Raw genomic sequence first — 21,682 nt, 5'->3', positions numbered from 1 at the left:
CTAACCGAGCGGCGTCCAGCTGCCATTGTCGTTCCGGCAAGCCGAACCGCGAGCGACCGTTTCCTTGCCCTCGACGGTGAGCGTATGGGTATACTGACGACAATTCTGCGAGCCGACCTGATAGGGAGCCGCCGCCACTACCCTGCCGCTGATGTTGCGTCCGCTCCAGACGACCGGCTGCCCTACGGCCGCACCTTCCAGGGCGCGATACTCGGCCTCGAGGGCACGCTGACGGTCGCTATCACTCAGCGTCACGCCCGCACGGCCAACAATTCCGCCCTGCAAGTCAGCGATGAACGAGGCGGACGCAGATGGTTTGCCAGTGCCGAACAGGCCAGCCGATGCACCACTCTTGGTTGTCTGGCAACCAGACAGAGCTACGGCTGCCAAAAGCGAAGAAACAATCATGCCTTTTGAACGGAGTATCATTCAGTCGAACCCGAATCAGGTGTCATCACGCCGCCACAGGCGCATCGCGCCTTGTCGTCAATAAGGCAAAGCATGCTATGCAAATACCTATGGCTTTGTGGCATCAAGCCGTTCCTCACGCAACATCCTTTGTCACACCCGGCAGAATAAGGCGCGCTTTGAGACCGCCCCAATCCCCGCGGGAGAGTTCGAGCCTGCCCTGGTACTCATTGGAGATTTCGGTCACGATCGAAAGGCCAAGGCCTGTCCCCGGCTTGCTTTCATCCAGCCGCCGCCCACGCTTTAGCGCCTCGCGGATTTGATCGGGCTCCAGACCCGGTCCATCGTCCTCGACCACCAACTCGACCCAGTGGCGGCGTGCGCTGGCCTCGGTTCCCTTTACCTCGTCATGCGTCTCGGCGACGGACAGGCGGACCTTGCTCGCGGCAAAACGAGCGGCATTCTCCAGAAGATTGCCTACCACCTCCTCGAGATCCTGCTGCTCCATGGCGACGGCAATGTGCTGGGGCGTGACCGAAAGCTCGAATTCCCTGTCCACGTTCAGGCGACGCATGACGCGAACCAGTCGCTCCATCGCCGGCTCGGCGTCGGTGCGCGCCAGAACGGATTCGCGTTGCGCGGCAATACGTGCACGGTTCAGATACGACTGCACCTGCCCCTGCATCGCTTCGGCCTGGCTGCGCACCAGATCGCCATGAGACCGCTCCAGCACGCGCGCCTCGTTGAGCAGCACGGCGATCGGCGTCTTCAGCGAATGGGCAAGATTGCCGACCTGCATGCGCGCGCGCTCGACGATGCGCCGATTGCTGTCGATCAGCGCGTTCACCTCGTTGGCAAGTGGCAGGATTTCACGGGGAAACGCGCCCTTCAACTGCTCGCTCTCGCCCGCGCGGATACGCTCCAGCGCGGCGCGCGCCTTGTCGAGGGGCTTCAGGCCATAAAGAATGGCCAGTGCGTTGACAATCAGGCTGCCTACACCGAAGCCGGCAAGCGCCAGATAGAGGCTATGGGAGAAATTGCGGACGTCGTCTTCCACGACATCGACGTTGCCGGTGACGCGAAAACGCGCGGCTCTCCCGTCCGTGTCGAGCACGACTTCAGTTTCCGCGACCTGGATCCGGTTTCCGGAGGCGTCCGTCACCTGATAGTAACGCTCGTAGTTCTTGTCGAAGGGAGCCTCCAGAACCGATGGAACCGGGATCGTCGCCGATCCCAGCGACGGCGACACCAGCGGTGGCGCGGTGTAGGTGCCAAGCGGTTCAACAACCCAGTACCAGCCGGTCTTCGGCTGAGCGAACCTGAGGTCGCCGAGCTGGGGACTGCCGCTGAGAGAACCCTGATCGCCGATCGCAACCGAGTTTATGACGTTGTAGAGCTGCGCCCGCAGCAAATCCTGAAAACCGCGCTCGGCACTCTTGCGATAGAGGGTCGAGATCAAAAGACCGATGACCACGAGCGCCACGGTCGACCAGATCGTGGTCAGGAGCAGAACGCGTGCAGTGAGAGACTTAATTCGCATTGTTCGGCGCTTGGATGCGGTAACCCAGACCGCGCACCGTTTCGATCAAATCAACACCCATCTTCTTGCGCAAGCGGCCGACGAAGACCTCGATCGTGTTGGAATCGCGATCGAAATCCTGGTCATACATGTGCTCCACGAGTTCGGTCCGCGATACCACCTCGCCCATGTGATGCATCAGATAGGCCAGAAGGCGGTATTCATGCGACGTCAGCTTCAATGCCACACCGTTGACCACGGCTTTCGAGGTCTTGGTGTCCAGGCGTACCGGGCCGCAGATGATTTCGGACGAAGAGTGGCCGGCGGCGCGGCGGATCAGTGCGCGGATGCGGGCAAGTACCTCTTCCACGTGGAACGGTTTGGTGACGTAGTCGTCGGCGCCCGCGTCGATCCCGGCGACCTTGTCGCTCCAGCGATCGCGTGCGGTCAGGATCAGTACCGGCATGCCGCGTCCGGCGCCGCGCCACTTCTCCAGCACGCTCACGCCGTCCAATTCGGGAAGGCCGATGTCGAGAATAATCGCGTCGTAAGGCTCGGTGTCCCCGAGGAAGTGTCCTTCCTCGCCGTCGAACGCCTGATCCACGACGTAGCCGGCCTCCTTGAGAGTCTCACTCAGCTGCCGGTTAAGGTTTACGTCGTCTTCGACTACCAGGATGCGCATCGGTCCGCTTTACTCCGCTTGATCTCTTCGCTGTTTCATAGGCCGATTCTGCCTACATCGGAACCTTGACGGTTACCTTGCGCGGACGCTGACCGTTGCCCTGAACCAGAACCGTGATGATGCAGCTGTCGCCCGAAGGTTGAACGGAGAGCAATTGCCCGCCCGTCTTTTCCACGACCTGCTGTGCGGCTGCGCTGCAATCGCCTGCTACGCGCACGATAAAGTTGCGCGAATTGTCCGGTGAGGGCGACGATACCGCCAGCCCGACGGCCAACGCTGCGACGCTCAAAGGAGAGGCCATGTGCTATGCTTCCAGTGGATATCAACTTGGCCCGACTATGTACTCAAGCCACCTGAATGGCAAATGAATGCACTGTATTCCTTGATGTTTAGAACGGTTTAAAAGCAAGGAGACTACGTACAAAAAACCCGCGGAGAACGGAGATCGTCCACCCCTTGAGAGTGCTCTCGCGCTCAACCTGGCGGATCAATTTCGGTCTTGGCCATACAGCCCGAATTCCGCGGGGCGATACTGAAATATCGTCGGTAGCGTCATCGATCTGGCGTAAACCTGGGGCCCGCCGCCATGCTTGTTACCGGGATGTGGCCCGCCGGATGGTCACGAGATCGTTTGCGAAAGCAGATAGCTGTGGCGCTCTACCTACCGCCGAGCTTTCCCTGCATATGGAACGAGATGATGCGTCAGCAGCCACCCTCGGCATTCACGGCCACGATCGAAGAGCCGATCGATCCGTTTTACTCAACCAGAAGGGAATGCCCCATATCGACCAAAAAACGCGGTGCGTTGCGACAGCGGCGAACAGATTATTTTGATACCGAGGCCAGCCGCTACCGGAGTTATATCTCGTCTCTGGGCGATGACGCTGGTATTCTCAACACGTTTTAGAACGTCGAGCAGCACGAGCCGACCAAGCTGTCCGTGCTGGCGGCAGTTATCAGCAAAACAGTAAAGACTTGAGTCGGATTTGGTTGTTGACCCGTGTGCTGCGAGGACACGACGCGGAAGTCGGGAAGAGAAGGGTTATTTGAACCGCCGCTCACCCGCCCGGCCGTGCCAGCGACCGGGCGATATCGACGATGTCATCGCGCGAGGCAGTCGGATCCTCTTTATTCCAGGCAACCCCGAGCCCGATCCGGAAATCGATCCCCCTCACCTTCTTGAGCTCGAAGTTACGGTTGGGCAGATCGCGAACCCACTCCGGTGCAAAGCCGATGCCAAGCCCTGCTGAGACAAGTGAGACCAGTGAGTAGGTGTCGTCGCAGGTATAGGCAATGTTGCGGGTCAGGTCATACGCCTCGAACCTCTCGTTGAAGTACCTCTCGGTATAAGACAGGTTCTGCCTGTTGAAGGCGATGATCTTCTCATCGCGCAGATCCTCGATGCCGATCTCCTCTTGCGCTGCCAGCGGGCTCGCCTTTGCCACCGCCAGCAGATAGCGCTCATGGGCAATCGAGAAGAACCGCAGCGAGCCGATGTTCTCGACCGGTCGGATGAAGCCGAGATTGATCTGGCCGCTTTCCAGGCTGCGGATGATATCGCTGGTGTTGCCGCTGGAAATATGGATGCGCACATCCGGATACTTGCGGGCGATCTTTGCCAGGAACGCCGGCAGCACCCCTGTGGTGGCCGGATAGACGGTGCCGATCCTGATCTGCTTCATCGTCTTGCCGGCMACCGCCCTGGTGATCTCGGTGGTCAGATCGATTTCGCTGAGGATCCTGATGCAGCGATCATAGAAAGTTTCGCCTGCCCGTGTCAGTTCCACCCGTCTGGTGGTGCGGACCAGAAGCTGCAGACCAAGCTCCTTTTCCAGTGCCTGCACCTGCGTGCTCAGCGCCGGCTGGGCAATGCGGATCCTGGCAGCCGCCCGGCCGAAGTGCAGTTCCTCGGCCACTGCTTTGAAGTAGGAGAGCTGGCGTAGTTCCATACGGGGTCATCCATCTAGGTGCTGCCGTGCTTCGAGACGACGTGACCTGGCGGCCCATCCCGTTCACCGGTTGCATCGGCGCCGAGCAATGCTTTGTAATCTCAAACACATACGAAAGCGCGAACGCATGTACTGTCGCGGCACTGACATTGCAACGGCGCTATGCAAAAGATAAGTTGTAGTCGATTAACACCCGAAACTTTCCTTTTCAATACTAAACTTTCGAAAAAAGAAAGTTATGCTGAAGCCACCTCAATGCCGAGCCGCACGAGCTCTATTAGACTGGACCCAAAATGAGCTTGCAAAGCGAACGGCGATAAGTTCCGTTTCAATTCGCGCCTTCGAGCGAGGCGGCGAGATGCGAGAAAGTAACCTGCGGTTACTAAGGCTGACATTTGAGTCCGCTGGTGTAGTCTTTCAGGAAGAAGGAGAGTTGGTCGACGGAGGAATAGGCGTGCGGCTCAGACAACTCCCCGGGTAGTCGAGGGCACCCGCAAGTGAGCCTCCGCGGAAACTTGTCGGTTGCGCATCGGCGACCATCCCAGTCGAGGAGGCGTGATGAAGCTTTTTTTAGCCGCACCGAGACCGGACTGGCATTCTCGATTTCGCCTCGTGTTGCGCACTTGAAATGAAAAGCAACAAAAATACTTCGACAAAACCAATCCTGCCATCGGGCGAAGACCAATGGTCTCAGATTGAGACGATTGGAGCGCCGAAGGCGCTCAATCAACTATCGAAGTGGCTGGCTCACCGCAGTGTCGCTCTCATAATCCGCCGCCATCCGCATTTCGCGGATCGGGCGCACCAGGTCTATCGAGCGCTGGTATTCGGGGTGGGCCTTGTAGGCGGCGAGTGCCGCCTCGTCGTCGAATTCGCCGTAGACGACGAGGTCGACTTCGGTGCCAAGCTGGTCGGTCTTGAAGTTGGTGCCGATCTCCAGTAGGCGGGCGTGCGGGATAGCGGTCAGGATCGACAGGCCGGCCCTCACCTTCTCCAGGTTTTCAGCGGGCGCCGTGAAGAAGACGATGTGGCGGATCACGCGGGAGCTCCTGTCAGGGTCTAAAGCATTCCCGCTTTTCTTCGAATAGCGAAAACGCTGTCTCTTTGTACACATATCCGAACGCAAAACCGCTGCGCACTTTTGCTGGAATTGCTTTATCCGAAGACCCGCGCGATACCACGAGCAAGCCAGGCCTTCAACCGCGAGAACACGCCCCGCGGCTTCTCGTGGCGGATTGCCGCAAGGAAGGCCTTGCCGTAGCCGGCCAGCTTTTCGGCGCGGTCGGTGCCATTGACGATGCGGCGCGCGTTCACCCAGTCGTCCATGGTTTCGTTGAGATGGTCGGCAAGCTTGTGGCTGGCAAAGCTGCCCTGCACCATGCCTTCGACGAGGATCGATACCGCCGCATCCATCTCCATCGCCCGGTCAGGCTCGGCGACGAGGTCAATGCCCGTCAGTACGCTCATCGCCTCGTAGTTCCGCTTGTGGGTAAGCTGCACCAGCCCGCGCCCGAGCCAGCTCTTGCCTTCCTCATCCGGCCGCCAGTAGGGCGTTTTCACCCAGGATAACTTGCCGCTGGCATAGGCAACCTCAAGGATTTCAACGGCGCGGGCATCGGTCGCGGCTAGCGTCTCGCGCACCGGCTGCATCGTGAAGGCGGTTTCGTGAAAGGCGGTGGCCAGGATGTAGGCCAGCCAGCGCGGATCGGCCTCCGGCATCCGTGCCTCCCAGAAATCGAGAATTGCCGTCATGCCTTCGACCTGCTGCTGCCTGAGCGTGCCCTTGAAGAGAGCGTCCCGCGCGATATCAAAGAAAAACGGGCGGTCTATGTGGATAACCATCGTGTTCGCCTTGCAAACTGAAACGGCATTTTCCCTCTTAATCGATTAAAATAAATTCAATCGTTTAAAGTGTTTAAGGCCCTGATTTACAGATTATTTGAGCCATGCCAGTTATTAATCCAACGTTAAATCCTGGCCGCCGGAGGAGAGAATGCAGCAGCCCGCCAACAGCAACCAGCCGACGATACCCCAACATGTGATCGATCAGCTCGAGAACGAATGGCGTCAGGTCCGTCACGAGCACCAGCCTCGCCCGACGCCACAGCCGCCACAGCGCTGAGGATCACACACCCCTAGCGTTCTCCATTTCCGTCCAGCGTAAGCGCCGTCAGCGCGCCCAGACCATCCAGCAGGTCGGACGAACGGTCGGAGGAAAGTCCGTCGCGACCGAAATCGCACATCTGGTCCTCAAGCGCCGGAAACCGGCCGGTTGGGCAACGCGTCCTGATCATAGAGCAACGCCATCGGCCCTGCCCTCAGATACTTGCCGCGGATCGCCCGCACGGTCGAGACCGGCAAGCTGTCATCGATGCTCTTCAGCATCGTCGTCACCATGTCGCCGCCCTGGTTGATCTAGGCAAACACGCGGAGGCAATGCGGCAAATCCCCGAAATGCCGTCGACTGGGAGGGGGCGGTCAATCGCATGACCCGATCTGCATCGTGGCGCTGGAGCGGACTCTGCGCTGGACGCCGCCAGAACAGGTCACCGGTGGCGTGCTGGCGGCTGCTTGAGTTTTTCTGATTGGCCGCGAACCATCCGCTTGTGCTAAAATTGCAGGCATGACCCGGGAAGAGCTCTTATCCTTTGCGCTCAGCCTGCCGGAGGCGGTGGAGAGCACGCATCACGGCACACGTGATTTCCGCGTGCGCAGCAAGATTTTCCTGACCATGCCCGATCAGGATTACTGCGTCGTCCGACTGACACCCGACCAGCAGCACATGACGCTTGCAATCGCGCCCGACGAGACGGCGGCGGTACCCGGCGGCTGGGGCCTTCGCGGTTCGACACGAATTTTCTACCAGCTTGCCGGAGATGCACTGGTGCAGGACCTGGTGCGCAAATCATGGCAGAATGTCGCGCCTAAAACCCTGCAAAAGCAGTGGGTTGTCATCCCTTCTCCATAAACCGATTCAACGATAGCCGGTGGCGTCGGCAGGCATACCTCTTTCCATCACCTCGTCCATGTAGCGCCAGCAATCCGGCCTGGAACCGTCTACGTCGTCGAAACCGTAGACCTTCGCCAGACCGCCGCTTGACAGCGACCGGCCGTTCCAGCGAGCGCGCTCCGGATCCGCCGCCAGCGCCGCTACCGCCCTGCCAGTGAAGCGCGGGGTTTCGGAGATGACGAAATGCGGCTGCGCCGTGGTCGCGTCGCGCCAGTTGCCCTCCCGGACGCCGTAGATATCGAGCATCATCTCCGAGCGCATCCAGCCCGGCGTTAGTGAAACAGCCGTGGCACCGTGCGGCGCGAGGTCCTTCGCATGCGCCCATGCCATGCGGATGACGCCTGTCTTGACGAGGTCGTAGTAGGGGCAGAGCCGGTAGTGCGTGTCGTTGTACTCCGCGGTCCCATCGGTCATCTCGACCATCAGTCCGCCCGGCTGCTCTATCATCAGTGCCAGCGCATAGTGGGCGGTGATCAGGTGGGTGTCGATCGCCAGGCGGAGCATGTGGAGGCCCTTGTCGAGCGAATGCTCCCAGACCGGCTTGTTCCACTCCGTCAGATGCTCCCCGCCCCAGATGTCGTTGACGAGGATATCGAGCCTGCCCTCTTCGAGGCGGATGCGCGCAACGAGATTTTCGACCTCCTTCGCCACGAGATGGTCGACGCAAACGGCGATGCCCCTGCCGCCGGCTGCAGTCACCATCTCGGCCGTCTCCTCGATCGTTTCCGGCCGGGCGTACTCCGATTGCTGCGTCTGCGTCGTGCGGCCTGTCACATAGACCGTGGCACGGGCCGCACCGAGCTCGACGGCAATGCCGCGGCCCGCGCCGCGGGTGCCGCCGGCCAACAGGGCGATCTTTCCGGACAAGTCTGCTGTCATACTCCTCTCCTCCACGCTGGAAACGAAACGGATCTCAATCCCTCCCCATCTAGGATTGATTATAAACGAACGTTCGTTCATAATCGATGCGAACGCAAGTGGAATTTCATGCCGCGCAACCGCACGCTTTCCGACGAACAGCTTCTGGATATGGTGCTCGCTCTGGTCCACGCCGAAGGACCCGACGCAGCGAGCTTCGGCGCGGTCGCCAAGGCGAGCGGCCTCTCCGGCTCGACGCTGGTCCAGCGCTTCGGCACAAAGGCGGCAATGCTGCGTGCATCGCTGCTGCGCGCCTGGGACCGGCTGGATGCGGAGACGCTGCGGCTGGCGCAGTCGGTTCCGCGGACGCCCCAGGGCGCGATTGCGCTGCTCTCCGGGCTTTCGAAGGACTATGGCGAAGACGCGGTTTCCTATGCCGATGGATTGCTGCTGCTCCGAGAGGATCTGCGCGATCCGGCGCTACGCGCCCGCGGTTCCGCGTGGGGCACGACACTCGCCACTGCGCTCGACCGGTGCCTGCCCGTGGGAGGCGCGGCCAAGCCGCTCGGCCGGCTGATGCTGTCGCAGTGGCAGGGCTCCCTGCTCTGGTGGGGTTTCGAGCCGGAAGGAGCCATCGAAGACTATGTGCGCAAGGAACTGCAGCGCTTCCTCGATGCGGCGGCCGGCGCGCTCAAACCTTAGCCTCCTCGGCCTCGTCCTCTTCGTCGTCGACCGCAGGCTCCCCGACTGTCAGCGGCCAATCGACGACGTAGTCCTCGAAATCTTCGACATCGACCTCCGCCTCGCTGATCGTCCGGCCCCGCGCCGAAATGCCGGCCGCATGCACAGTTTCCGGATCTCCCGAAACCAGCGGATGCCACCAGTAGAGATCACGTCCCTCGTTGATCAGCCGATAGCCGCAGGTCGGCGGCAGCCAGGGGATCTCATCGACGTTCTGCTTGGTGAGCTGGACGCAATCTGGCACGAAATCCCAGCGGTTCTCGTAGCTCGAACAGCGGCAGCTTTCGTTGTCGAGAAGCTTGCAGCGGATCGAGGTGAAGAAGATATCACCGCTATCCCAATCCTCGAGCTTGTTGAGACAACAGAGCCCGCAGCCGTCGCAGAGGCTTTCCCATTCGACGTTGGTCATTTCACCAAGCGTCTTTTGCTTCCAGAAGGGTGCTTCTTCCATCATTCCATTCTTGCAACAGCCCGCAAAATCGCGTGAGGGCTTTCCAATTCTCTTGTTCTCGGCAGGCAAATCAACCAATGATTCACCGTGCTCCGGTTACTCCGGAGGCTATCGGCAGATTTGCCATGGTAAGGCGTCAGGCTCGTCCGACGTCGAAGTGACTGATCGGGCGGGAATATAAGACGTGACGGATCCGGACAATCCAGAAACACAGCCGCGCAAGAAACGCCACTTGCTGTTGAAAATCGATTCGTGGATCGATTCGACCATCTGGAATGCCGGTTTTCGTTCGGCCGAGATCTGGGAAGACATCACCATCTTCTTTCGCCGTTTCCGCGTTCGCGGCTGGAAGCGCATCGTCTTCGAACTCGGCGGCGAGGGCCTGACGCTCGGCGCTGTCGGCGCCGTGTTGATGCTGACCCTTGCCCAGCCTGCACTCGAGGCTACCAAGGAAGATTGGCGCAATCGCGGCGACTATGCCGTTACCTTCCTCGACCGCTACGGCAACATCGTCGGCCACCGCGGCGTCATACACCAGAACTCGGTGCCGATCGACGAACTTCCGGACAGCCTGATCAAATCGGTGCTGGCAACCGAAGACCGGCGCTTCTTTGATCATTTCGGCATCGATGTGATCGGCCTTTTCCGCGCGGTCGTGTCCAATGCGCAGGCCGGCGGCGTCGTCCAGGGTGGCTCGACGCTGACGCAGCAGCTCGCCAAGAATCTGTTCCTGTCGAACGAACGCTCGATCGACCGTAAGATCACCGAAGCCTTCCTGGCGCTCTGGCTGGAAGCCAACCTGTCCAAGAAGGAAATCCTCTCCACCTACCTCGACCGCGCCTATATGGGCGGCGGCACCTTCGGAGCGGCGGCGGCGGCACAGTTCTATTTCGGCAAGAGCATCACGGACGTGAACCTTGCCGAATCGGCCATGCTCGCGGGCCTCTTCAAGGCACCGGCAAAGTATGCGCCGCACGTCAACCTGCCGGCCGCGCGCGGCCGTGCCAACGAGGTCCTCACCAATCTCGTCCAGAGCGGACTGATGACCGAGGGACAAGTGATCGCCGCCCGGCGCAATCCCGCCACCGTCGTCGACCGCAACGAGGTGGAATCGCCCGACTTCTTCCTCGACTGGGCCTTCGACGAGGTCATGCGCCTCTCCCCTCGCTTCCACCAGCATTCGCTGATCGTTCGCACCACGATCGACATGGGCATGCAGGCCGCAGCAGAGGATTCCGTCGAGACCTCGCTGCGCGAGTATGGCGAGAGCTATCACGCCAAGCAGGGTGCGATGGTGATGATCGAAAACGGCGGTGCCGTGCGCGCCATGGTCGGCGGCCGCGATTACGGCGAAAGCCAGTTCAACCGTGCCACGAAGGCGCTGCGGCAACCGGGCTCCTCCTTCAAGGTCTACACCTATTCGGTGGCCATGGAGAACGGCATGACGCCTGACAGCATCGTGGTGGATGCGCCGATCTATTGGGGCAACTGGAGCCCCCACAACTACGAAAATCGGTATGCGGGCCGCGTCACGCTGGCGACGGCTATCGCGCAGTCGATCAACACGATACCGGTGCGTCTTGCCAAGGAGAAGTTCGGGATCGCCCCGATCCGGGCGATGGCCAAGAACCTTGGCGTCGAATCTCCGGTACGCGACGATGTGACCATCCCGATCGGCACATCGGAGGTGACTGTGATGGATCAGGCCACCGCCTATGCAGTCTTCCCGGCAGGCGGCTACCAGTCGAGGCGCCACGGCATCAGCCAGATTCTCGATTACGGCGGGGACGTGCTTTACGACTTCGACCGCGACGAGCCGCCGGCCAAGCGCGTGCTTTCGGAAAAAGCCGACGCCTACATGAACCAGATGCTGACCCGCGTTCCCTACGTCGGCACCGCGCGCAAGGCAGCCCTCGACAACGGCATCCTGACTGCGGGCAAGACAGGCACCACGCAGGCCTACCGCGACGCCTGGTTCATCGGCTATACTGGCAACTTTACCGGCGCGGTCTGGTTCGGAAACGACGACTATACGTCGACCAACAAGATGACGGGCGGCTCGCTGCCGGCCATGACTTTCAAGCGGGCCATGGACTATGCCCACCAGGGGATCACGCTCCGCCAGATCCCGGGCGTTACGGCACCCGAACCCGTCAAGACCGTTGCCGCAAAACCGGCTGAGGGCAGCCCACCGCCTCTCTTGCGACCGCGCATGCTCTCCGCTGAATCGACGCGCATTCTCAAGGACATTGGCGAGCAGCTCAAGACCGCCCCGCCACTTGCCCCGCAGAAGGTCGCCAGCACCGGTTAAGGCGCCGCTTCCGCCAGATCGGTAGAACGGCATTCGCCTTGCGGACGAACCCCTCTCCAACCTCGTCACAGGAACCCGGCCGACGCGTGTCTGCGCGGCGACAGGCCGCTTTCCGCCAACGGTGAAAATCCGTGCTCTGAGGATATGCGACCTTCTTCAAAGCCTGTGACGGCAGTCATCCCCGCGCCTTTTGCGCCTCACGCCATTCCGCCGCGCCAGAATCAGTGGTAACCCTTTCAACTGATTTATCTATCAAGGGCGCCCGGTGTTTAGATTTCCTCTCTTCATTGCGATGACGCTGATTATCGCCTTTGGCGGCGGGATTCTGATTTCGCTCTATGCGCTGAATGCGACGGCAGGCTTCGGTGCAATCAAGCTCGGCGCGTGGGAAGCCTTCCCGGAACTGCAGACTGAAGACGCCGACCCCTATGCCAAGTCGCATCGGGCGCGGGCCGGTCAGTTGCTCTACGGAAGCGCCGAAGGGCTGATGTTTACCGCGAGGGTGGACGACGACGGCCAACGCCTGAATGCAGGCTGCAGCTACCGGCTCGTGGGGCAGACGCCGCCTGCGCGCATCTGGACGCTCTTCACCGCCGACAACAGCGGCAATCCCGCCTCGCTGCAGGACGGCCTGCCCGGCGCATTGAATTCCTGGACGGTGCTGCGCCAGCCCGACAGCAGCTTCTCGATCGAGATTTCCGCTCACGCCCGGCCGGGCAACTGGCTGGCGCTGCCGGCAGCAGGAACCTTTCAGCTGGTGCTGACGCTGTTCGACACGCCGACAGCCGGTAGTTCGGGGGTCATCGACCTTGCCATGCCGAAACTCCTGAAGACGGAGTGCGGCAATGCTTAAACTGGTGTTTGGCCTGCTTGCCGGCCTTTTCGGCGCGGCGCTCCTGCATCTCGTCATCATCCTGTCGCTGCCCCATTTCACCGGTAAGGACGCGGCAACGCGCGTTGCGGCGGAAGGCGACCTCGATACCTTCTACCTGCTCGGCGCGACGAACGACACGGCTGGCCTGTCGAACGACGATCCATTCGTCCGCACCGCTGTGTGCTCCTATGATATCGAGGAAAATCCAGTGCGTCTCACGGCGAAAGGCAATGTGCCTTTCTGGTCGACTGCGCTCTACGACGAGGCTTCCAACGAGATCTTCAGCATGAACGACAGAACGTCGGTCGGGGGCGTGCTCGACATTCTGATCGGAACGCCGATCCAGCTTACCGAGCTTCGCAAAGCGTTGCCGCAGGAGCTGCAGAAGACGATCCTGGTCGAGACGACGCGTACCGAAGGATATGCGGTCTTGAGGACGCTTGCACCTCAAGCAAGCTTCGACGCGGCGGCGACGAACTTCCTTTCGCAAGCCGCTTGCGAAGAATTCGCCGGCGCTGCCCCGAACTGAGGAAGCTGCCTACTTCTTCGTGCGCGTCGCGCGGCGAACTAGAGGGCGCTTTGCGCTCTCGCCGAGGCGTTCGTAACGGACGCCAGTGAAGAGCAAGATCTGCGCCTCTACGGGTTTTCTGTCCTTGAGCCCCTGCGTCTGAGACAGACGGTCGGCCAATGCGACGACTATTGCCATGCTCGTCCCCCTGCACTGCCCGAGACGGATGAACTTCGTGAATCTCACCCTGCCCGCCTTCGCGGGCCAGCGCGTCCTTTCAAGCCCCCCGGCTCTCAGGTCATTCGCGCCTTTCTCACGGCACTATCTGAAAATACCGTGACGTGGATACCCTGCGACCGAATACCGGGCGCGTCGTTCCTTGGCCGAATTGGGACATACAACGGTTAACAGATTGTTAATTTTCCATCTGACGTTTGCCGCTTTGTAAACGCGCGGCGGCCTCTTTTGGTTTCAGCGCGCATCAAAAAAGAATGGGAATGAATCAGCGATTTGAAAATTAGCGTTAATTCATACACTTAACCAGCCCGTCAGGAATCGGGGTCCGTGTAAACGTTAATGTTGCATATTTGCATCACGAAAATACTAATTGCAGTTCGCCGCCATGGAGGTAAGGTGGGCTATCGGCCGAAGGGCAATGGCGGTCGATGTCATATTGGGTCCAATGTGTTGGCCAGGGATGGGCAGGCAAATGACTTTATTGATCGGTTCGACATTTTCGCCTGAAGATCTAGACGTATTGCGCCACGCACTCGACGCTTGGTGCGCCGAAAAACACGTCGATATCAAGAGCTCTGAAGCACACATAGCGGCTTCTGCAGCGCTTGATCTCTACCAATCCGGATATAACGACGGCGAACGGCTTCTGCTGGCGCTGCGCGGACACAAGGCTCTTTGAGCCGGCGATCATTTCATCTGAACGCGGGTCACGCGCTGCTTGCGGGTGCGCGGCGCCCGTTTCGGTACAATTTGAATCAAATCTTCAGCAACCGTTAACCCTGCGTCTGTAGGATTTATTCATAAACCGTATGTGGTAGAGGGGCGTCTCTCCAGCGCGTCCAGTCCTGCGGCATCCCTCTTGCATTTCCAGGGTGTGTTCTTGTGCGTGACCGGTTTCGAGACCTAGAGGCCCCCTCCGCCAGCCGGAAGAAGGACGTAGTTCTCATGGCGACCGTCAGCAGCTTCGAGGGATTACAACCACCGACGCGATCCGAGCTCAGACAGTTTGCGGAACTGTTCACGCCGCTCTTTACGGCTTCCTCCGATGAAGCCAAGCGCCAGGCCGTTGCGGCCCTTTCTCAATGCCAGCAGATCCCGCAGGCGGTCGCGTTTTTTGTCGGCTGCCAGCCGATCGGGATCGCTGCTCCTTTCCTGACGTCCTCGCCTGCCATCGACGACGACACCTTGATCGCAGTCGCCCGTATGCAGGGCAGCGCCCACATGAAGGCGATCGTCAGCCGCGATGCGCTCTCTCCCAGGGTGATCGATGCTTTGGTCGGTCTGCGTCAAGCCGAGCCGCGACGGACCGAAGCGGCAGCGATGCCTCCCCTAGGCAAGGGCCAGCACATCGAGGAAAGGGTCTTCGTGCCCTCACCTCTCCTTGCACCCTCCCACAGCGGCCCAGAGGCAGCACTGGCCAGCCGCGAAGAGGAGACGCGCGACCGGATCAAGGGGCTGGCCCGTCATCTCGGCCGGGACGAGACTGACCGTTTGGGCCTTCGGACCCTTTCGGGCCTTCAGGCTGCGCTCCTCGTCCGATTTGCTCGCAACAGGGAAGCACCACAGTTTGCAACGGCGCTTGCCGATGCACTGTCGGCGAGCCTCTGGCTGGCCGAACGCATCATGCTCGACATGTCCGGACAGCAACTGGCGACAACGCTGACAAGCCTCGGCATGGACTTTCTCGACGCCGTATTCGTCCTGGAGAAGCTCTACCTGCATCTGGCAGAGACGCAGCATAGCGTGACACGCGCCTGGATGGTGCTCGATGCGCTCGATCCGGAGGAGTGCAATACCCGCGTCGAGTCCTGGTGCCGGGCCGATCGTTATACCTATCTGCCGGAGCAGGCCGCGACAGCACCGGCGCCCGCAAACCGATCTACCCGCCAGGTGCCTCCGGCGCGCGACATGCGCATCATCGGCCGCGCGCGCTGATACCTGCAACGGGTTCTTCCGTTACAGGGCGTCACAGCGGGTTCTTGCGCTCGTCGACCATCGGGACGATGCCATCGACATCATCGGCTTCCAGCTCCACGATCCATAGATCGGGATCGAAATTTCGTTCGCGGTCCAGCGCGTCGCGGACCAGGTCGGCCTCCTGCCGCGCGAGCCTGATCTCGAACAGCCGATCGCCGCTATCCTCCTGATCGAAAAAGCTCTGCGGAGCTGGGCCGTAGAGCGTTTCCAGCCCATCGCGGAAATGCTGCCTGATGAAGATGGCGCCGGCCTCTTCGGCTCCCTTCTTCTCGATCGCCGCGAAATCGCCCTTGCCGAAAACCCGGCGCAGGAGTGCGGAAACGAAGATGTCGGTGCGTAATCTCATGAGCGCGATATAGTCCGCGCTGCCGATGGTCGCAATGCCATGGCTTGCGCATCACGGCTCGCGCCAATCACAGCGCTCCGATTTCCTTGAGTTTCTTCAGTACGGCCTCGCTGGGCTCGCCCGTCTCAGGGAGATTGTAGTGCTTCTGGAAATGCCGGATAGCGACTCGGGTTTGTTCGCCGGCCACTCCGTCGACGCCGACATTGGTGTAGGCCATGTTGGCGAGGCCCTTTTGGATCTTCAACACCAGGTCGACGCTGGTCAGAGCAGCAGACTGCACCGGCCTCGCCGTCGTCGGCGCGGTTTTGATGGACTTTTCCGCGCTGCGGATGGCGGCGGCAACGGGATCTTCGGCAGCGGCCCTGGAGGACACGTCTGCGCGGGGACGCTCGGCCGGTACGGTGGATGGGCCAACCCTGTCGGTCTTCAGGGCGGCCAGCACGTCGGGCGTGGCATCGCCCTTCTGCGGCATGCCCACGGTTTCCTCGAAGAAGAGGATCGCAGCGCTGGTGCGCGGACCAATGACCCCGTCAGGGGCGCCGTTGTAGAGGCCGCGGCGCACGAGTTCGCTCTGGATGTCCATGACGAGCTGGCTGGCCGGCTGACTGCCTGGGGCGGCCGGCGGCGTGGCGTTGGTCGTCTGAGACGCGTCGGCCTCATCCTGCCGCTCGATCTTGAAGGTCGTCACCTCGCCCACATGCTGCTCGATCGGCGGACGGCCGCCAAGCACATTCGGGAACAACGGATCGCGGGTGCGCAGGAAGGGATGCGGATGGGTGCCCGGCTGATACCAGAGCGCGTTGGCAGCGACGAAACTGAAGATGACCAGGAACGCCGCCGTTCCACCGGCAATCGACGGGTTGCGGCCGATGATACCGCCGAGAACACCCGCGCCCTGCAGTCCCAGACCGCCGACGACACCAGCCCCGGTGAGAAGCAGGCCCGGCTTCTGCCGCCCCTTCGTCCCCTTAGGCGATTTTCGCTTGCTCACGGCCATCGAAAAGCCCCTCCTCCAAGATGCCGGCATAGACCGGCGCGGTCTTCAGTCGCGGCGGAAACTCGACCGGATCGTTGCTGGCGGCACCCGCTGTCGGAATGCCCGAGCCATCCGCCGCAATCGAAATCGTTATGATTGTGCCGGCGCCAGGCGTGCTGGCGATCGCGAAGTCGCCGCCATGCAGCGCCACGAGACCCTTTACCAGAGACAGGCCGAGACCCGTGCCCTCGAAACGACGGGTGTATTCGTTCTGGATCTGGACGAAGGGTTGCCCGAGCATCTCCAGTTTGTCGGACGGGATGCCGATCCCGGTATCGCTCACGCAGAGCTTGAGAATCCCATCGCGCATCGAAGCGTCGATCGAGATCGCACCACCTGCGTCGGTGAACTTGACGGCATTGCCGACGAGATTGATGAGGATCTGCTGGATGGCGCGCTGATCGGCAATGACGTCTTCTAGGCCGCGCTGGATGCGGCTCGTCAGCGAGACGCCCTTGCCCTTGGCCTGCAGCCCCAGCATCGCCTCGCACGAGCGGATCGCGGCACCGATATCGAAGCCTTCGAGAAGCAGCTCGTAACGGCCCGCCTCGATCTTGCTCATATCCAGCATGGTGTTGACGACGGACAGAAGGTGCGCTCCTGAATCGCGAACGAGCCCGACATACTCGCGCTGGCGGTCGTTCGCGAGCTTGCCGAAATATTCGCCGAGCAGGATGTCCGAAAAGCCGAGAATGGCATTCAGCGGCGTGCGCAACTCATGGCTGACGGCCGCCAGGAAACGCGACTTCGCATCATTGGCCGACTGGGCCTCCACCGCGTGGTTGTGAGCCTCGAGGCGCAACTGCTGCTCTACAGAGACATCCCGCAGCTGTGCCACGACGCTGAGGAGGACTCCGTCGACATCCCGCCGCGCCGTGAGATCGGTCCTGAGATAGGAGAACTGGCGGTTGTCGCGCGACAGCGGCGGGCGCTCCAGCCGGAGGTCGACGGCGGCCTGCTCCTCCCCCTGACGCAGCCGGTCGAGCGCCTGAAGGAAAACGATGCGGTCCGACACATGGATCTGCTCGACGAACCCCTTGCCCTCGAGGGGGCGCATCCATGCAAGATAGTCGCGCTTGTCGCGACCGCCGGCGGCCATGACGCCGCCCTGAGGATCAAGAAAAAGGATGAGCCCGGCGCTCGCCTCCATGAAGAAATCTTCGGCGGACTGGGTTGCCACCACAGATGTTGCAACACTTTGGCGCGACAACGCGATGCTCCCGACAGCGGAAAACAGGAAGGCGGCGCAGACCGCCGCGACGCCCGCGGGCAGGGCCACGGCAGGGCTGGTGATAAGGGAAAGACCGACCGGCGCGGCGACTAGGGCCGCCGAGGAAAGGAGTGCGAGCCGGCGCAGAATGACCAGCTCGCGCTGGCGCAGCGCTGCACTTCCCCCCGTCCGGGAGAGCCAGCGTTCCGCTGCGCGGTCCACGAGGGCTGCCGCCCGATCTGCGATTTCACTCAATATACGCACGCAATACCCGCCAAAAAAGGCTCTTTACCGACGGCCGACAATAGGCCGTGGGCGCTTAAGGAAAGAATAAAGGAAAGCGCCACTCCCCGGCCCGAAGATGCCAAAAGTCCCGTTTTGAAGCACGGCAAGGCGGCTTTGCTTTTTACAGTTAACAGCGAGTAAGCGACGGATTTCGCTCATATTTCACCTTGTCGTTAACGCTTGTGGCAACCCCGCCACAAGGAAACCCTGCAATTACAGGAGGCAGGCCCTCGCATGCTTAACAGCGGTCGCTACAATTTGACCGAAATGCGCCAAAGATGCCTTCGATTAAAATTTGAACTAAATTTGCCGCAAATGCCGACGAGTTTTGAAAACGGGCATTCGCAAGTTCTCTCTAAGGTGAAGTCACACCGGAGAACGGCCTGATTCGGCAACAAGACCGCGCAGGAAAACAGGATGGGCAACGACTATGTGGTTTCTGATCAAAGGATCGTTCTGGTTCGGACTTGTGCTCGTGCTCTTGTCGTTCTTCAGCGGCGAACGCTCGACGGATGTTGCGAGCCAGCCGACATTGCAATTCTCCGACGCTTTCGTGGCGGCGACCGGCGCGTATGACTATCTGAGCGGCCTGTGCGGCGAAAAGCCTGAAGTATGCGCCAAGGGCGCAGACACGATGGCAGCTCTCGGCCACCGGGCACGCACCGGCGCGCTCGTCGCCTTCGAAATGCTCGATAACAAGTTCGGCGGCGGCAAGAGCGCCAATGTGACGACGGCGGCGACGACCACACCTGCGGTTGGCCTGGCGCCGGCGCATACGGCAGCTGCCATCACCCAGCAGGTTCATGAAGAACGGACCGCGCTCAATCAGCCGATGCCTTACCGCCCGCCGGTCGACGATGGCGACGATGGCGACGATGTTTCGTCCGACCATGTCACGACAGGGACCATTCCGCTGCCGACCCCACGGCCGGCAACCTAAGTATTCCGCGGGATACCCCGCACCAAGAGCTTGCACCGGCGTCCCGCACGACGCGGAGTCGCCCTGTGCCTGACGTGCCTGCCTGTTTGCTTTCCAGCGTTTCGCTGCGCCGCGGGGATGCCCATCCTTCGCGGCGTTTCTTTTTAATGGTTCAAATCTGGCTGTGTTTCACCTATATGAGACCTGACAACGAAAGGCCATTTCTTCATGACGTCCCTCGATCATATCATCGACGATTTCTCCTTCCTCGACGATTGGGAAGATCGCTATCGCTATGTGATCGAGCTCGGAAAGGCGCTGCCGGACCTTGCCGACGAGAAGAAGACGTCAGCCAACAAGGTGATGGGCTGCGCCAGCCAGGTCTGGCTGGTCACGCATACGTCCGGCAATCCCGACAATCCGCTGATGACCTTCGAAGGCGACTCCGATGCGCATATCGTCCGCGGCCTTGTCGCCATCGTGCTTGCCACCTATTCCGGCAAGACTGCGTCCGAGATTGCAGCCCTCGACGCCTTCGAGGTGTTCTCGAAGATTGGCCTTGTGGAAAATCTCACCTCGCAGCGCTCGAACGGGCTGCGCTCGATGGTCAACCGGATCCGGGAAGAGGCACGGGTGCGCGCTGCGGCCTGAGGCTGCCATCGCACGGCTGAGGATCCGGCACTCGGCTTCCGCTTCCCAGTGATCGACGCGCGAGCGTCGCGAGGGCACTGGCGACAACGCCACAAACGCGGTGCGCAACATGAGCTTGGCCGAGCGGGCCGGCCACTGGCGTTCGCGCTCGACCGTTTCAAGCCCTTTCACGAAACAGCACACATCGGTGCGGCCCCTGATAGTTCAGGCCCGACCGCCTCCATCGCGCGATCGACAGCGATGCACGCAGTCGTCGCACTGTCGGTTCAGGTCAGCCATGCCGCCGCGCGCTCCTTTGGCGCTATCCGAAAAGCGAGGTTCCCATGAGGCGGTAGCGCGGGCCTGAAGCTGGCCGCGGGTAAAATCCGCAAGAAGCCTCTCGCCGGCTGCGACGGCGATCTCCGGCAGGAACGGACTGCGGCTCCTGTCCTTCAGGCGCGAAAGCCCGGTCAGCGGCAATTCCAGCCTGTTGACGCGCACGCGCTGTGTCGCCCCCGCGGCCTCGCATCAAGAACGTCACGAGCCTCACCATCGCCTTCCCCTGAACCTTATTGCCGTGACCTGCATTATCATGGCCGGGAACTCCATTCGACCGGAAGACGGCATTGACCGTGCGCTCGACGGCGGCGACGAACTCGTCTAAATCCGGATTGGCGCGGCGATATTCCATCATGTGGCACGCATGTCCGACCGTGGTGCGGTCAAGACCGAAGGCCTTGCCGATTTCATCGAGAGGAATCTGCAGCGCGACATGGCAGAGAGACATGGCGATCTGGCGCACATGGCAGAACGTCCGCAGCCGGTCGCCGCGCATCTGGATGCGGTGGCCGGCGAGCAGTACCATTTCGTTTGTGATCTGTGCGCAGATGCGGCAAAGCAAGCCGCTGTTTTCGCGATGGATTCTTCTGCGAGAACAAAATTTGATCGGACCAGTTTCCTTTTTTTCGTTTGTTCAAAAACGAAAAAAAGCCGGGCTCGCGCCCGGCTCTTCGTATTCTCAAAGTCTGAAAGGTGTCAGCCGCGACCGCGCTTGCGGCGCTGACCGAGACCCATTTCCTTTGCAAGGCGCGAACGCGCTTCGGCATAGGCCGGAGCTACCATCGGGTAGTCGACCGGGAGATCCCATTTTTCGCGATATTCTTCAGGCGAAAGGCTGTGGTGTGTCATCAAATGACGCTTCAGCGACTTGAAATTGCCACCACATTCAAGGCAGGTGATTTGCTCATCCTGAACGGATTTGCGCACCGATACAGCCGGCTTCTGCTTTTCAACGACCGCTGTTGCAGGCTGCGGCGTCGAAGTATTGCTGAGTGCCGAATGCACGTCGGAAATCAGGTTGGCGAGATCGCCCACCGGTACGACGTGGTTACTGACATACGCTGCGACAATATCTGCGGTAAGCTCCACCAGCAATTCCGGCCCGCTACCGGCGGCTGCAGTATCCGTCATAATTCGTTTCTCCTGTTTGCATGCTCAAAACGTCTAGGGCCTCTTGGTCCCAGACCGCTATCGTAGAGCGAACAGCAAAAAACTCAGTCTGCGGCTACATGTTTCGAAAAACTGAAATCCACCCCTAGATTCCTGAGGCCGAAACCCGTTCTTATACTGCCTGATCTTAAATTAGTACGATCGCATCCACGTCGTCTCCTCAATTAAACACTGAAATTCAAAGTCATTGAGGAAAAAAGCAATGTGATTCTAATTCAATAT

24 protein-coding genes and 2 pseudogenes are annotated in these 21,682 nt (G+C 60.7%); 9 read left to right on the top strand and 17 right to left on the bottom strand.

All coding sequences use genetic code 11. The annotated features are described in order from the left end of the window. From AC1D2R_RS12940 to AC1D2R_RS12905, 8 genes and pseudogenes are all read right to left on the bottom strand, one after another. Entirely contained in the window at positions 1-429 is a 429-nt protein-coding gene (locus tag AC1D2R_RS12940; protein ID WP_477967677.1) for a hypothetical protein, read from the bottom strand. 115 nt (positions 430-544) lie between these two features. Further along, positions 545-1,948: an ATP-binding protein gene (locus AC1D2R_RS12935; protein ID WP_477967676.1), complete on the bottom strand. Its 1,404-nt coding sequence runs from the start codon at positions 1,946-1,948 to the stop codon at positions 545-547. Then, positions 1,938-2,609, bottom strand: coding sequence for a response regulator transcription factor (locus tag AC1D2R_RS12930; RefSeq protein WP_477967675.1), 672 nt, complete (start codon positions 2,607-2,609; stop codon positions 1,938-1,940). The genes AC1D2R_RS12935 and AC1D2R_RS12930 overlap by 11 nt, the downstream gene beginning before the upstream one ends. Before the next feature lie 52 nt (positions 2,610-2,661). After that, the gene (locus tag AC1D2R_RS12925) at positions 2,662-2,910 is read right to left on the bottom strand and encodes a hypothetical protein (protein WP_477967674.1); all 249 of its coding nucleotides are present in this window, start codon (positions 2,908-2,910) and stop codon (positions 2,662-2,664) included. A 757-nt stretch (positions 2,911-3,667) separates the two neighbouring features. After that, entirely contained in the window at positions 3,668-4,558 is an 891-nt protein-coding gene (locus AC1D2R_RS12920; protein ID WP_477967673.1) for a LysR family transcriptional regulator, read from the bottom strand. Between the two features lie 730 nt (positions 4,559-5,288). Continuing rightward, on the bottom strand, positions 5,289-5,597 hold the full coding sequence (locus AC1D2R_RS12915; RefSeq protein ID WP_477967672.1) for a Dabb family protein: 309 nt from the start codon (positions 5,595-5,597) through the stop codon (positions 5,289-5,291). Between the two features lie 116 nt (positions 5,598-5,713). Further along, entirely contained in the window at positions 5,714-6,400 is a 687-nt protein-coding gene (locus AC1D2R_RS12910) for a hypothetical protein (RefSeq protein WP_477967671.1), read from the bottom strand. A 293-nt stretch (positions 6,401-6,693) separates the two neighbouring features. Continuing rightward, positions 6,694-6,973: pseudogene (locus AC1D2R_RS12905) on the bottom strand (DNA-packaging protein); the annotation flags it as partial. Between the two features lie 208 nt (positions 6,974-7,181). On the opposite strand from AC1D2R_RS12905, the gene AC1D2R_RS12900 reads away from it, so the two are divergent. Then, entirely contained in the window at positions 7,182-7,526 is a 345-nt protein-coding gene (locus tag AC1D2R_RS12900) for an MmcQ/YjbR family DNA-binding protein (RefSeq protein WP_477967670.1), read from the top strand. A 6-nt stretch (positions 7,527-7,532) separates the two neighbouring features. On the opposite strand, the gene AC1D2R_RS12895 is transcribed toward AC1D2R_RS12900, so the two are convergent. Continuing rightward, positions 7,533-8,447: an SDR family oxidoreductase gene (locus AC1D2R_RS12895; RefSeq protein WP_477967669.1), complete on the bottom strand. Its 915-nt coding sequence runs from the start codon at positions 8,445-8,447 to the stop codon at positions 7,533-7,535. A gap of 108 nt (positions 8,448-8,555) precedes the next feature. Here AC1D2R_RS12895 and AC1D2R_RS12890 point away from each other — a divergent pair, with 108 nt between their 5' ends. Then, complete coding sequence (locus AC1D2R_RS12890; protein WP_477967668.1) at positions 8,556-9,128, top strand: TetR family transcriptional regulator; 573 nt, start codon at positions 8,556-8,558, stop codon at positions 9,126-9,128. On the opposite strand, the gene AC1D2R_RS12885 is transcribed toward AC1D2R_RS12890, so the two are convergent. Continuing rightward, positions 9,118-9,618 carry a YcgN family cysteine cluster protein gene (locus AC1D2R_RS12885; protein WP_477967667.1) on the bottom strand — a complete coding sequence of 167 codons (501 nt, stop codon included), beginning with the start codon at positions 9,616-9,618 and terminating at the stop codon, positions 9,118-9,120. The genes AC1D2R_RS12890 and AC1D2R_RS12885 overlap by 11 nt on opposite strands. A 184-nt stretch (positions 9,619-9,802) precedes the next feature. Between AC1D2R_RS12885 and AC1D2R_RS12880 the strand changes: the two genes are divergently transcribed. From AC1D2R_RS12880 to AC1D2R_RS12870, 3 genes are all read left to right on the top strand, one after another. Further along, entirely contained in the window at positions 9,803-11,929 is a 2,127-nt protein-coding gene (locus AC1D2R_RS12880) for a transglycosylase domain-containing protein (RefSeq protein WP_477967666.1), read from the top strand. Between the two features lie 265 nt (positions 11,930-12,194). Then, on the top strand, positions 12,195-12,782 hold the full coding sequence (locus tag AC1D2R_RS12875) for a DUF1214 domain-containing protein (protein ID WP_477967665.1): 588 nt from the start codon (positions 12,195-12,197) through the stop codon (positions 12,780-12,782). Continuing rightward, a complete protein-coding gene (locus AC1D2R_RS12870) occupies positions 12,775-13,332 on the top strand; it encodes a DUF1254 domain-containing protein (RefSeq protein ID WP_477967664.1) in 558 nt (185 codons plus the stop codon). Before AC1D2R_RS12875 ends, AC1D2R_RS12870 begins: the two co-directional genes overlap by 8 nt. A gap of 9 nt (positions 13,333-13,341) precedes the next feature. Here AC1D2R_RS12870 and AC1D2R_RS12865 read toward each other — a convergent pair whose 3' ends face one another. Then, positions 13,342-13,509 carry a hypothetical protein gene (locus AC1D2R_RS12865; protein ID WP_477967663.1) on the bottom strand — a complete coding sequence of 56 codons (168 nt, stop codon included), beginning with the start codon at positions 13,507-13,509 and terminating at the stop codon, positions 13,342-13,344. Between the two features lie 511 nt (positions 13,510-14,020). Between AC1D2R_RS12865 and AC1D2R_RS12860 the strand changes: the two genes are divergently transcribed. Together AC1D2R_RS12860 and AC1D2R_RS12855 are read left to right on the top strand one after the other, a co-directional pair. Continuing rightward, positions 14,021-14,227, top strand: coding sequence for a hypothetical protein (locus AC1D2R_RS12860; RefSeq protein WP_037062173.1), 207 nt, complete (start codon positions 14,021-14,023; stop codon positions 14,225-14,227). A 203-nt stretch (positions 14,228-14,430) separates the two neighbouring features. Continuing rightward, positions 14,431-15,483 carry a DUF2336 domain-containing protein gene (locus AC1D2R_RS12855; RefSeq protein ID WP_477967662.1) on the top strand — a complete coding sequence of 351 codons (1,053 nt, stop codon included), beginning with the start codon at positions 14,431-14,433 and terminating at the stop codon, positions 15,481-15,483. Between the two features lie 31 nt (positions 15,484-15,514). Here the strand turns inward: AC1D2R_RS12855 and AC1D2R_RS12850 are convergent, their stop codons facing one another. The 3 genes from AC1D2R_RS12850 to AC1D2R_RS12840 form a co-directional block, all read right to left on the bottom strand. Next, entirely contained in the window at positions 15,515-15,871 is a 357-nt protein-coding gene (locus AC1D2R_RS12850) for a DUF1491 family protein (protein WP_477967661.1), read from the bottom strand. Between the two features lie 67 nt (positions 15,872-15,938). Further along, positions 15,939-16,868 (bottom strand): peptidoglycan-binding domain-containing protein, encoded by a 930-nt coding sequence (locus AC1D2R_RS12845; protein ID WP_477967660.1) that lies wholly within the window; start codon positions 16,866-16,868, stop codon positions 15,939-15,941. Then, positions 16,840-18,381 carry a sensor histidine kinase gene (locus tag AC1D2R_RS12840; protein WP_477967659.1) on the bottom strand — a complete coding sequence of 514 codons (1,542 nt, stop codon included), beginning with the start codon at positions 18,379-18,381 and terminating at the stop codon, positions 16,840-16,842. The genes AC1D2R_RS12845 and AC1D2R_RS12840 overlap by 29 nt, the downstream gene beginning before the upstream one ends. A gap of 451 nt (positions 18,382-18,832) precedes the next feature. Between AC1D2R_RS12840 and AC1D2R_RS12835 the strand changes: the two genes are divergently transcribed. Both AC1D2R_RS12835 and AC1D2R_RS12830 read left to right on the top strand, forming a co-directional pair. Then, complete coding sequence (locus tag AC1D2R_RS12835) at positions 18,833-19,342, top strand: DUF5330 domain-containing protein (RefSeq protein ID WP_477967658.1); 510 nt, start codon at positions 18,833-18,835, stop codon at positions 19,340-19,342. Between the two features lie 207 nt (positions 19,343-19,549). Beyond that, positions 19,550-19,972, top strand: a complete 423-nt coding sequence (locus AC1D2R_RS12830; RefSeq protein ID WP_477967657.1) for a SufE family protein — start codon at positions 19,550-19,552, stop codon at positions 19,970-19,972. 141 nt (positions 19,973-20,113) lie between these two features. Here the strand turns inward: AC1D2R_RS12830 and AC1D2R_RS12825 are convergent. From AC1D2R_RS12825 to AC1D2R_RS12815, 3 genes and pseudogenes are all read right to left on the bottom strand, one after another. Then, positions 20,114-20,392 (bottom strand): annotated as a pseudogene (locus AC1D2R_RS12825) (DUF6456 domain-containing protein); the annotation flags it as partial. Next, entirely contained in the window at positions 20,274-20,786 is a 513-nt protein-coding gene (locus AC1D2R_RS12820; RefSeq protein WP_477967885.1) for a helix-turn-helix domain-containing protein, read from the bottom strand. The pseudogene AC1D2R_RS12825 and the gene AC1D2R_RS12820, both read right to left, overlap by 119 nt. A gap of 200 nt (positions 20,787-20,986) precedes the next feature. Beyond that, a complete protein-coding gene (locus tag AC1D2R_RS12815; RefSeq protein WP_037062182.1) occupies positions 20,987-21,421 on the bottom strand; it encodes a Ros/MucR family transcriptional regulator in 435 nt (144 codons plus the stop codon). Positions 21,422-21,682 lie beyond the last annotated feature (261 nt).

Source organism: Rhizobium sp. P1_C7, assembly GCF_056406295.1.
The sequence above is the reverse complement of the archived record's forward strand: the minus strand, read 5'-3'. Positions and strand labels throughout refer to the sequence as shown.

Coding starts and splice junctions, on each gene's coding strand:
- AC1D2R_RS12845 (WP_477967660.1), bottom strand. CDS start 16,868: ATGGCCGTGAGCAAGCGAAAATCGCCTAAGGGGACGAAGGGGCGGCAG.
- AC1D2R_RS12835 (WP_477967658.1), top strand. CDS start 18,833: ATGTGGTTTCTGATCAAAGGATCGTTCTGGTTCGGACTTGTGCTCGTG.
- AC1D2R_RS12870 (WP_477967664.1), top strand. CDS start 12,775: ATGCTTAAACTGGTGTTTGGCCTGCTTGCCGGCCTTTTCGGCGCGGCG.
- AC1D2R_RS12940 (WP_477967677.1), bottom strand. CDS start 429: ATGATACTCCGTTCAAAAGGCATGATTGTTTCTTCGCTTTTGGCAGCC.
- AC1D2R_RS12890 (WP_477967668.1), top strand. CDS start 8,556: ATGCCGCGCAACCGCACGCTTTCCGACGAACAGCTTCTGGATATGGTG.
- AC1D2R_RS12900 (WP_477967670.1), top strand. CDS start 7,182: ATGACCCGGGAAGAGCTCTTATCCTTTGCGCTCAGCCTGCCGGAGGCG.
- AC1D2R_RS12925 (WP_477967674.1), bottom strand. CDS start 2,910: ATGGCCTCTCCTTTGAGCGTCGCAGCGTTGGCCGTCGGGCTGGCGGTA.
- AC1D2R_RS12885 (WP_477967667.1), bottom strand. CDS start 9,618: ATGGAAGAAGCACCCTTCTGGAAGCAAAAGACGCTTGGTGAAATGACC.
- AC1D2R_RS12850 (WP_477967661.1), bottom strand. CDS start 15,871: ATGAGATTACGCACCGACATCTTCGTTTCCGCACTCCTGCGCCGGGTT.
- AC1D2R_RS12815 (WP_037062182.1), bottom strand. CDS start 21,421: ATGACGGATACTGCAGCCGCCGGTAGCGGGCCGGAATTGCTGGTGGAG.
- AC1D2R_RS12860 (WP_037062173.1), top strand. CDS start 14,021: ATGACTTTATTGATCGGTTCGACATTTTCGCCTGAAGATCTAGACGTA.
- AC1D2R_RS12910 (WP_477967671.1), bottom strand. CDS start 6,400: ATGGTTATCCACATAGACCGCCCGTTTTTCTTTGATATCGCGCGGGAC.
- AC1D2R_RS12895 (WP_477967669.1), bottom strand. CDS start 8,447: ATGACAGCAGACTTGTCCGGAAAGATCGCCCTGTTGGCCGGCGGCACC.
- AC1D2R_RS12930 (WP_477967675.1), bottom strand. CDS start 2,609: ATGCGCATCCTGGTAGTCGAAGACGACGTAAACCTTAACCGGCAGCTG.
- AC1D2R_RS12820 (WP_477967885.1), bottom strand. CDS start 20,786: ATGCGCGGCGACCGGCTGCGGACGTTCTGCCATGTGCGCCAGATCGCC.
- AC1D2R_RS12830 (WP_477967657.1), top strand. CDS start 19,550: ATGACGTCCCTCGATCATATCATCGACGATTTCTCCTTCCTCGACGAT.
- AC1D2R_RS12865 (WP_477967663.1), bottom strand. CDS start 13,509: ATGGCAATAGTCGTCGCATTGGCCGACCGTCTGTCTCAGACGCAGGGG.
- AC1D2R_RS12935 (WP_477967676.1), bottom strand. CDS start 1,948: ATGCGAATTAAGTCTCTCACTGCACGCGTTCTGCTCCTGACCACGATC.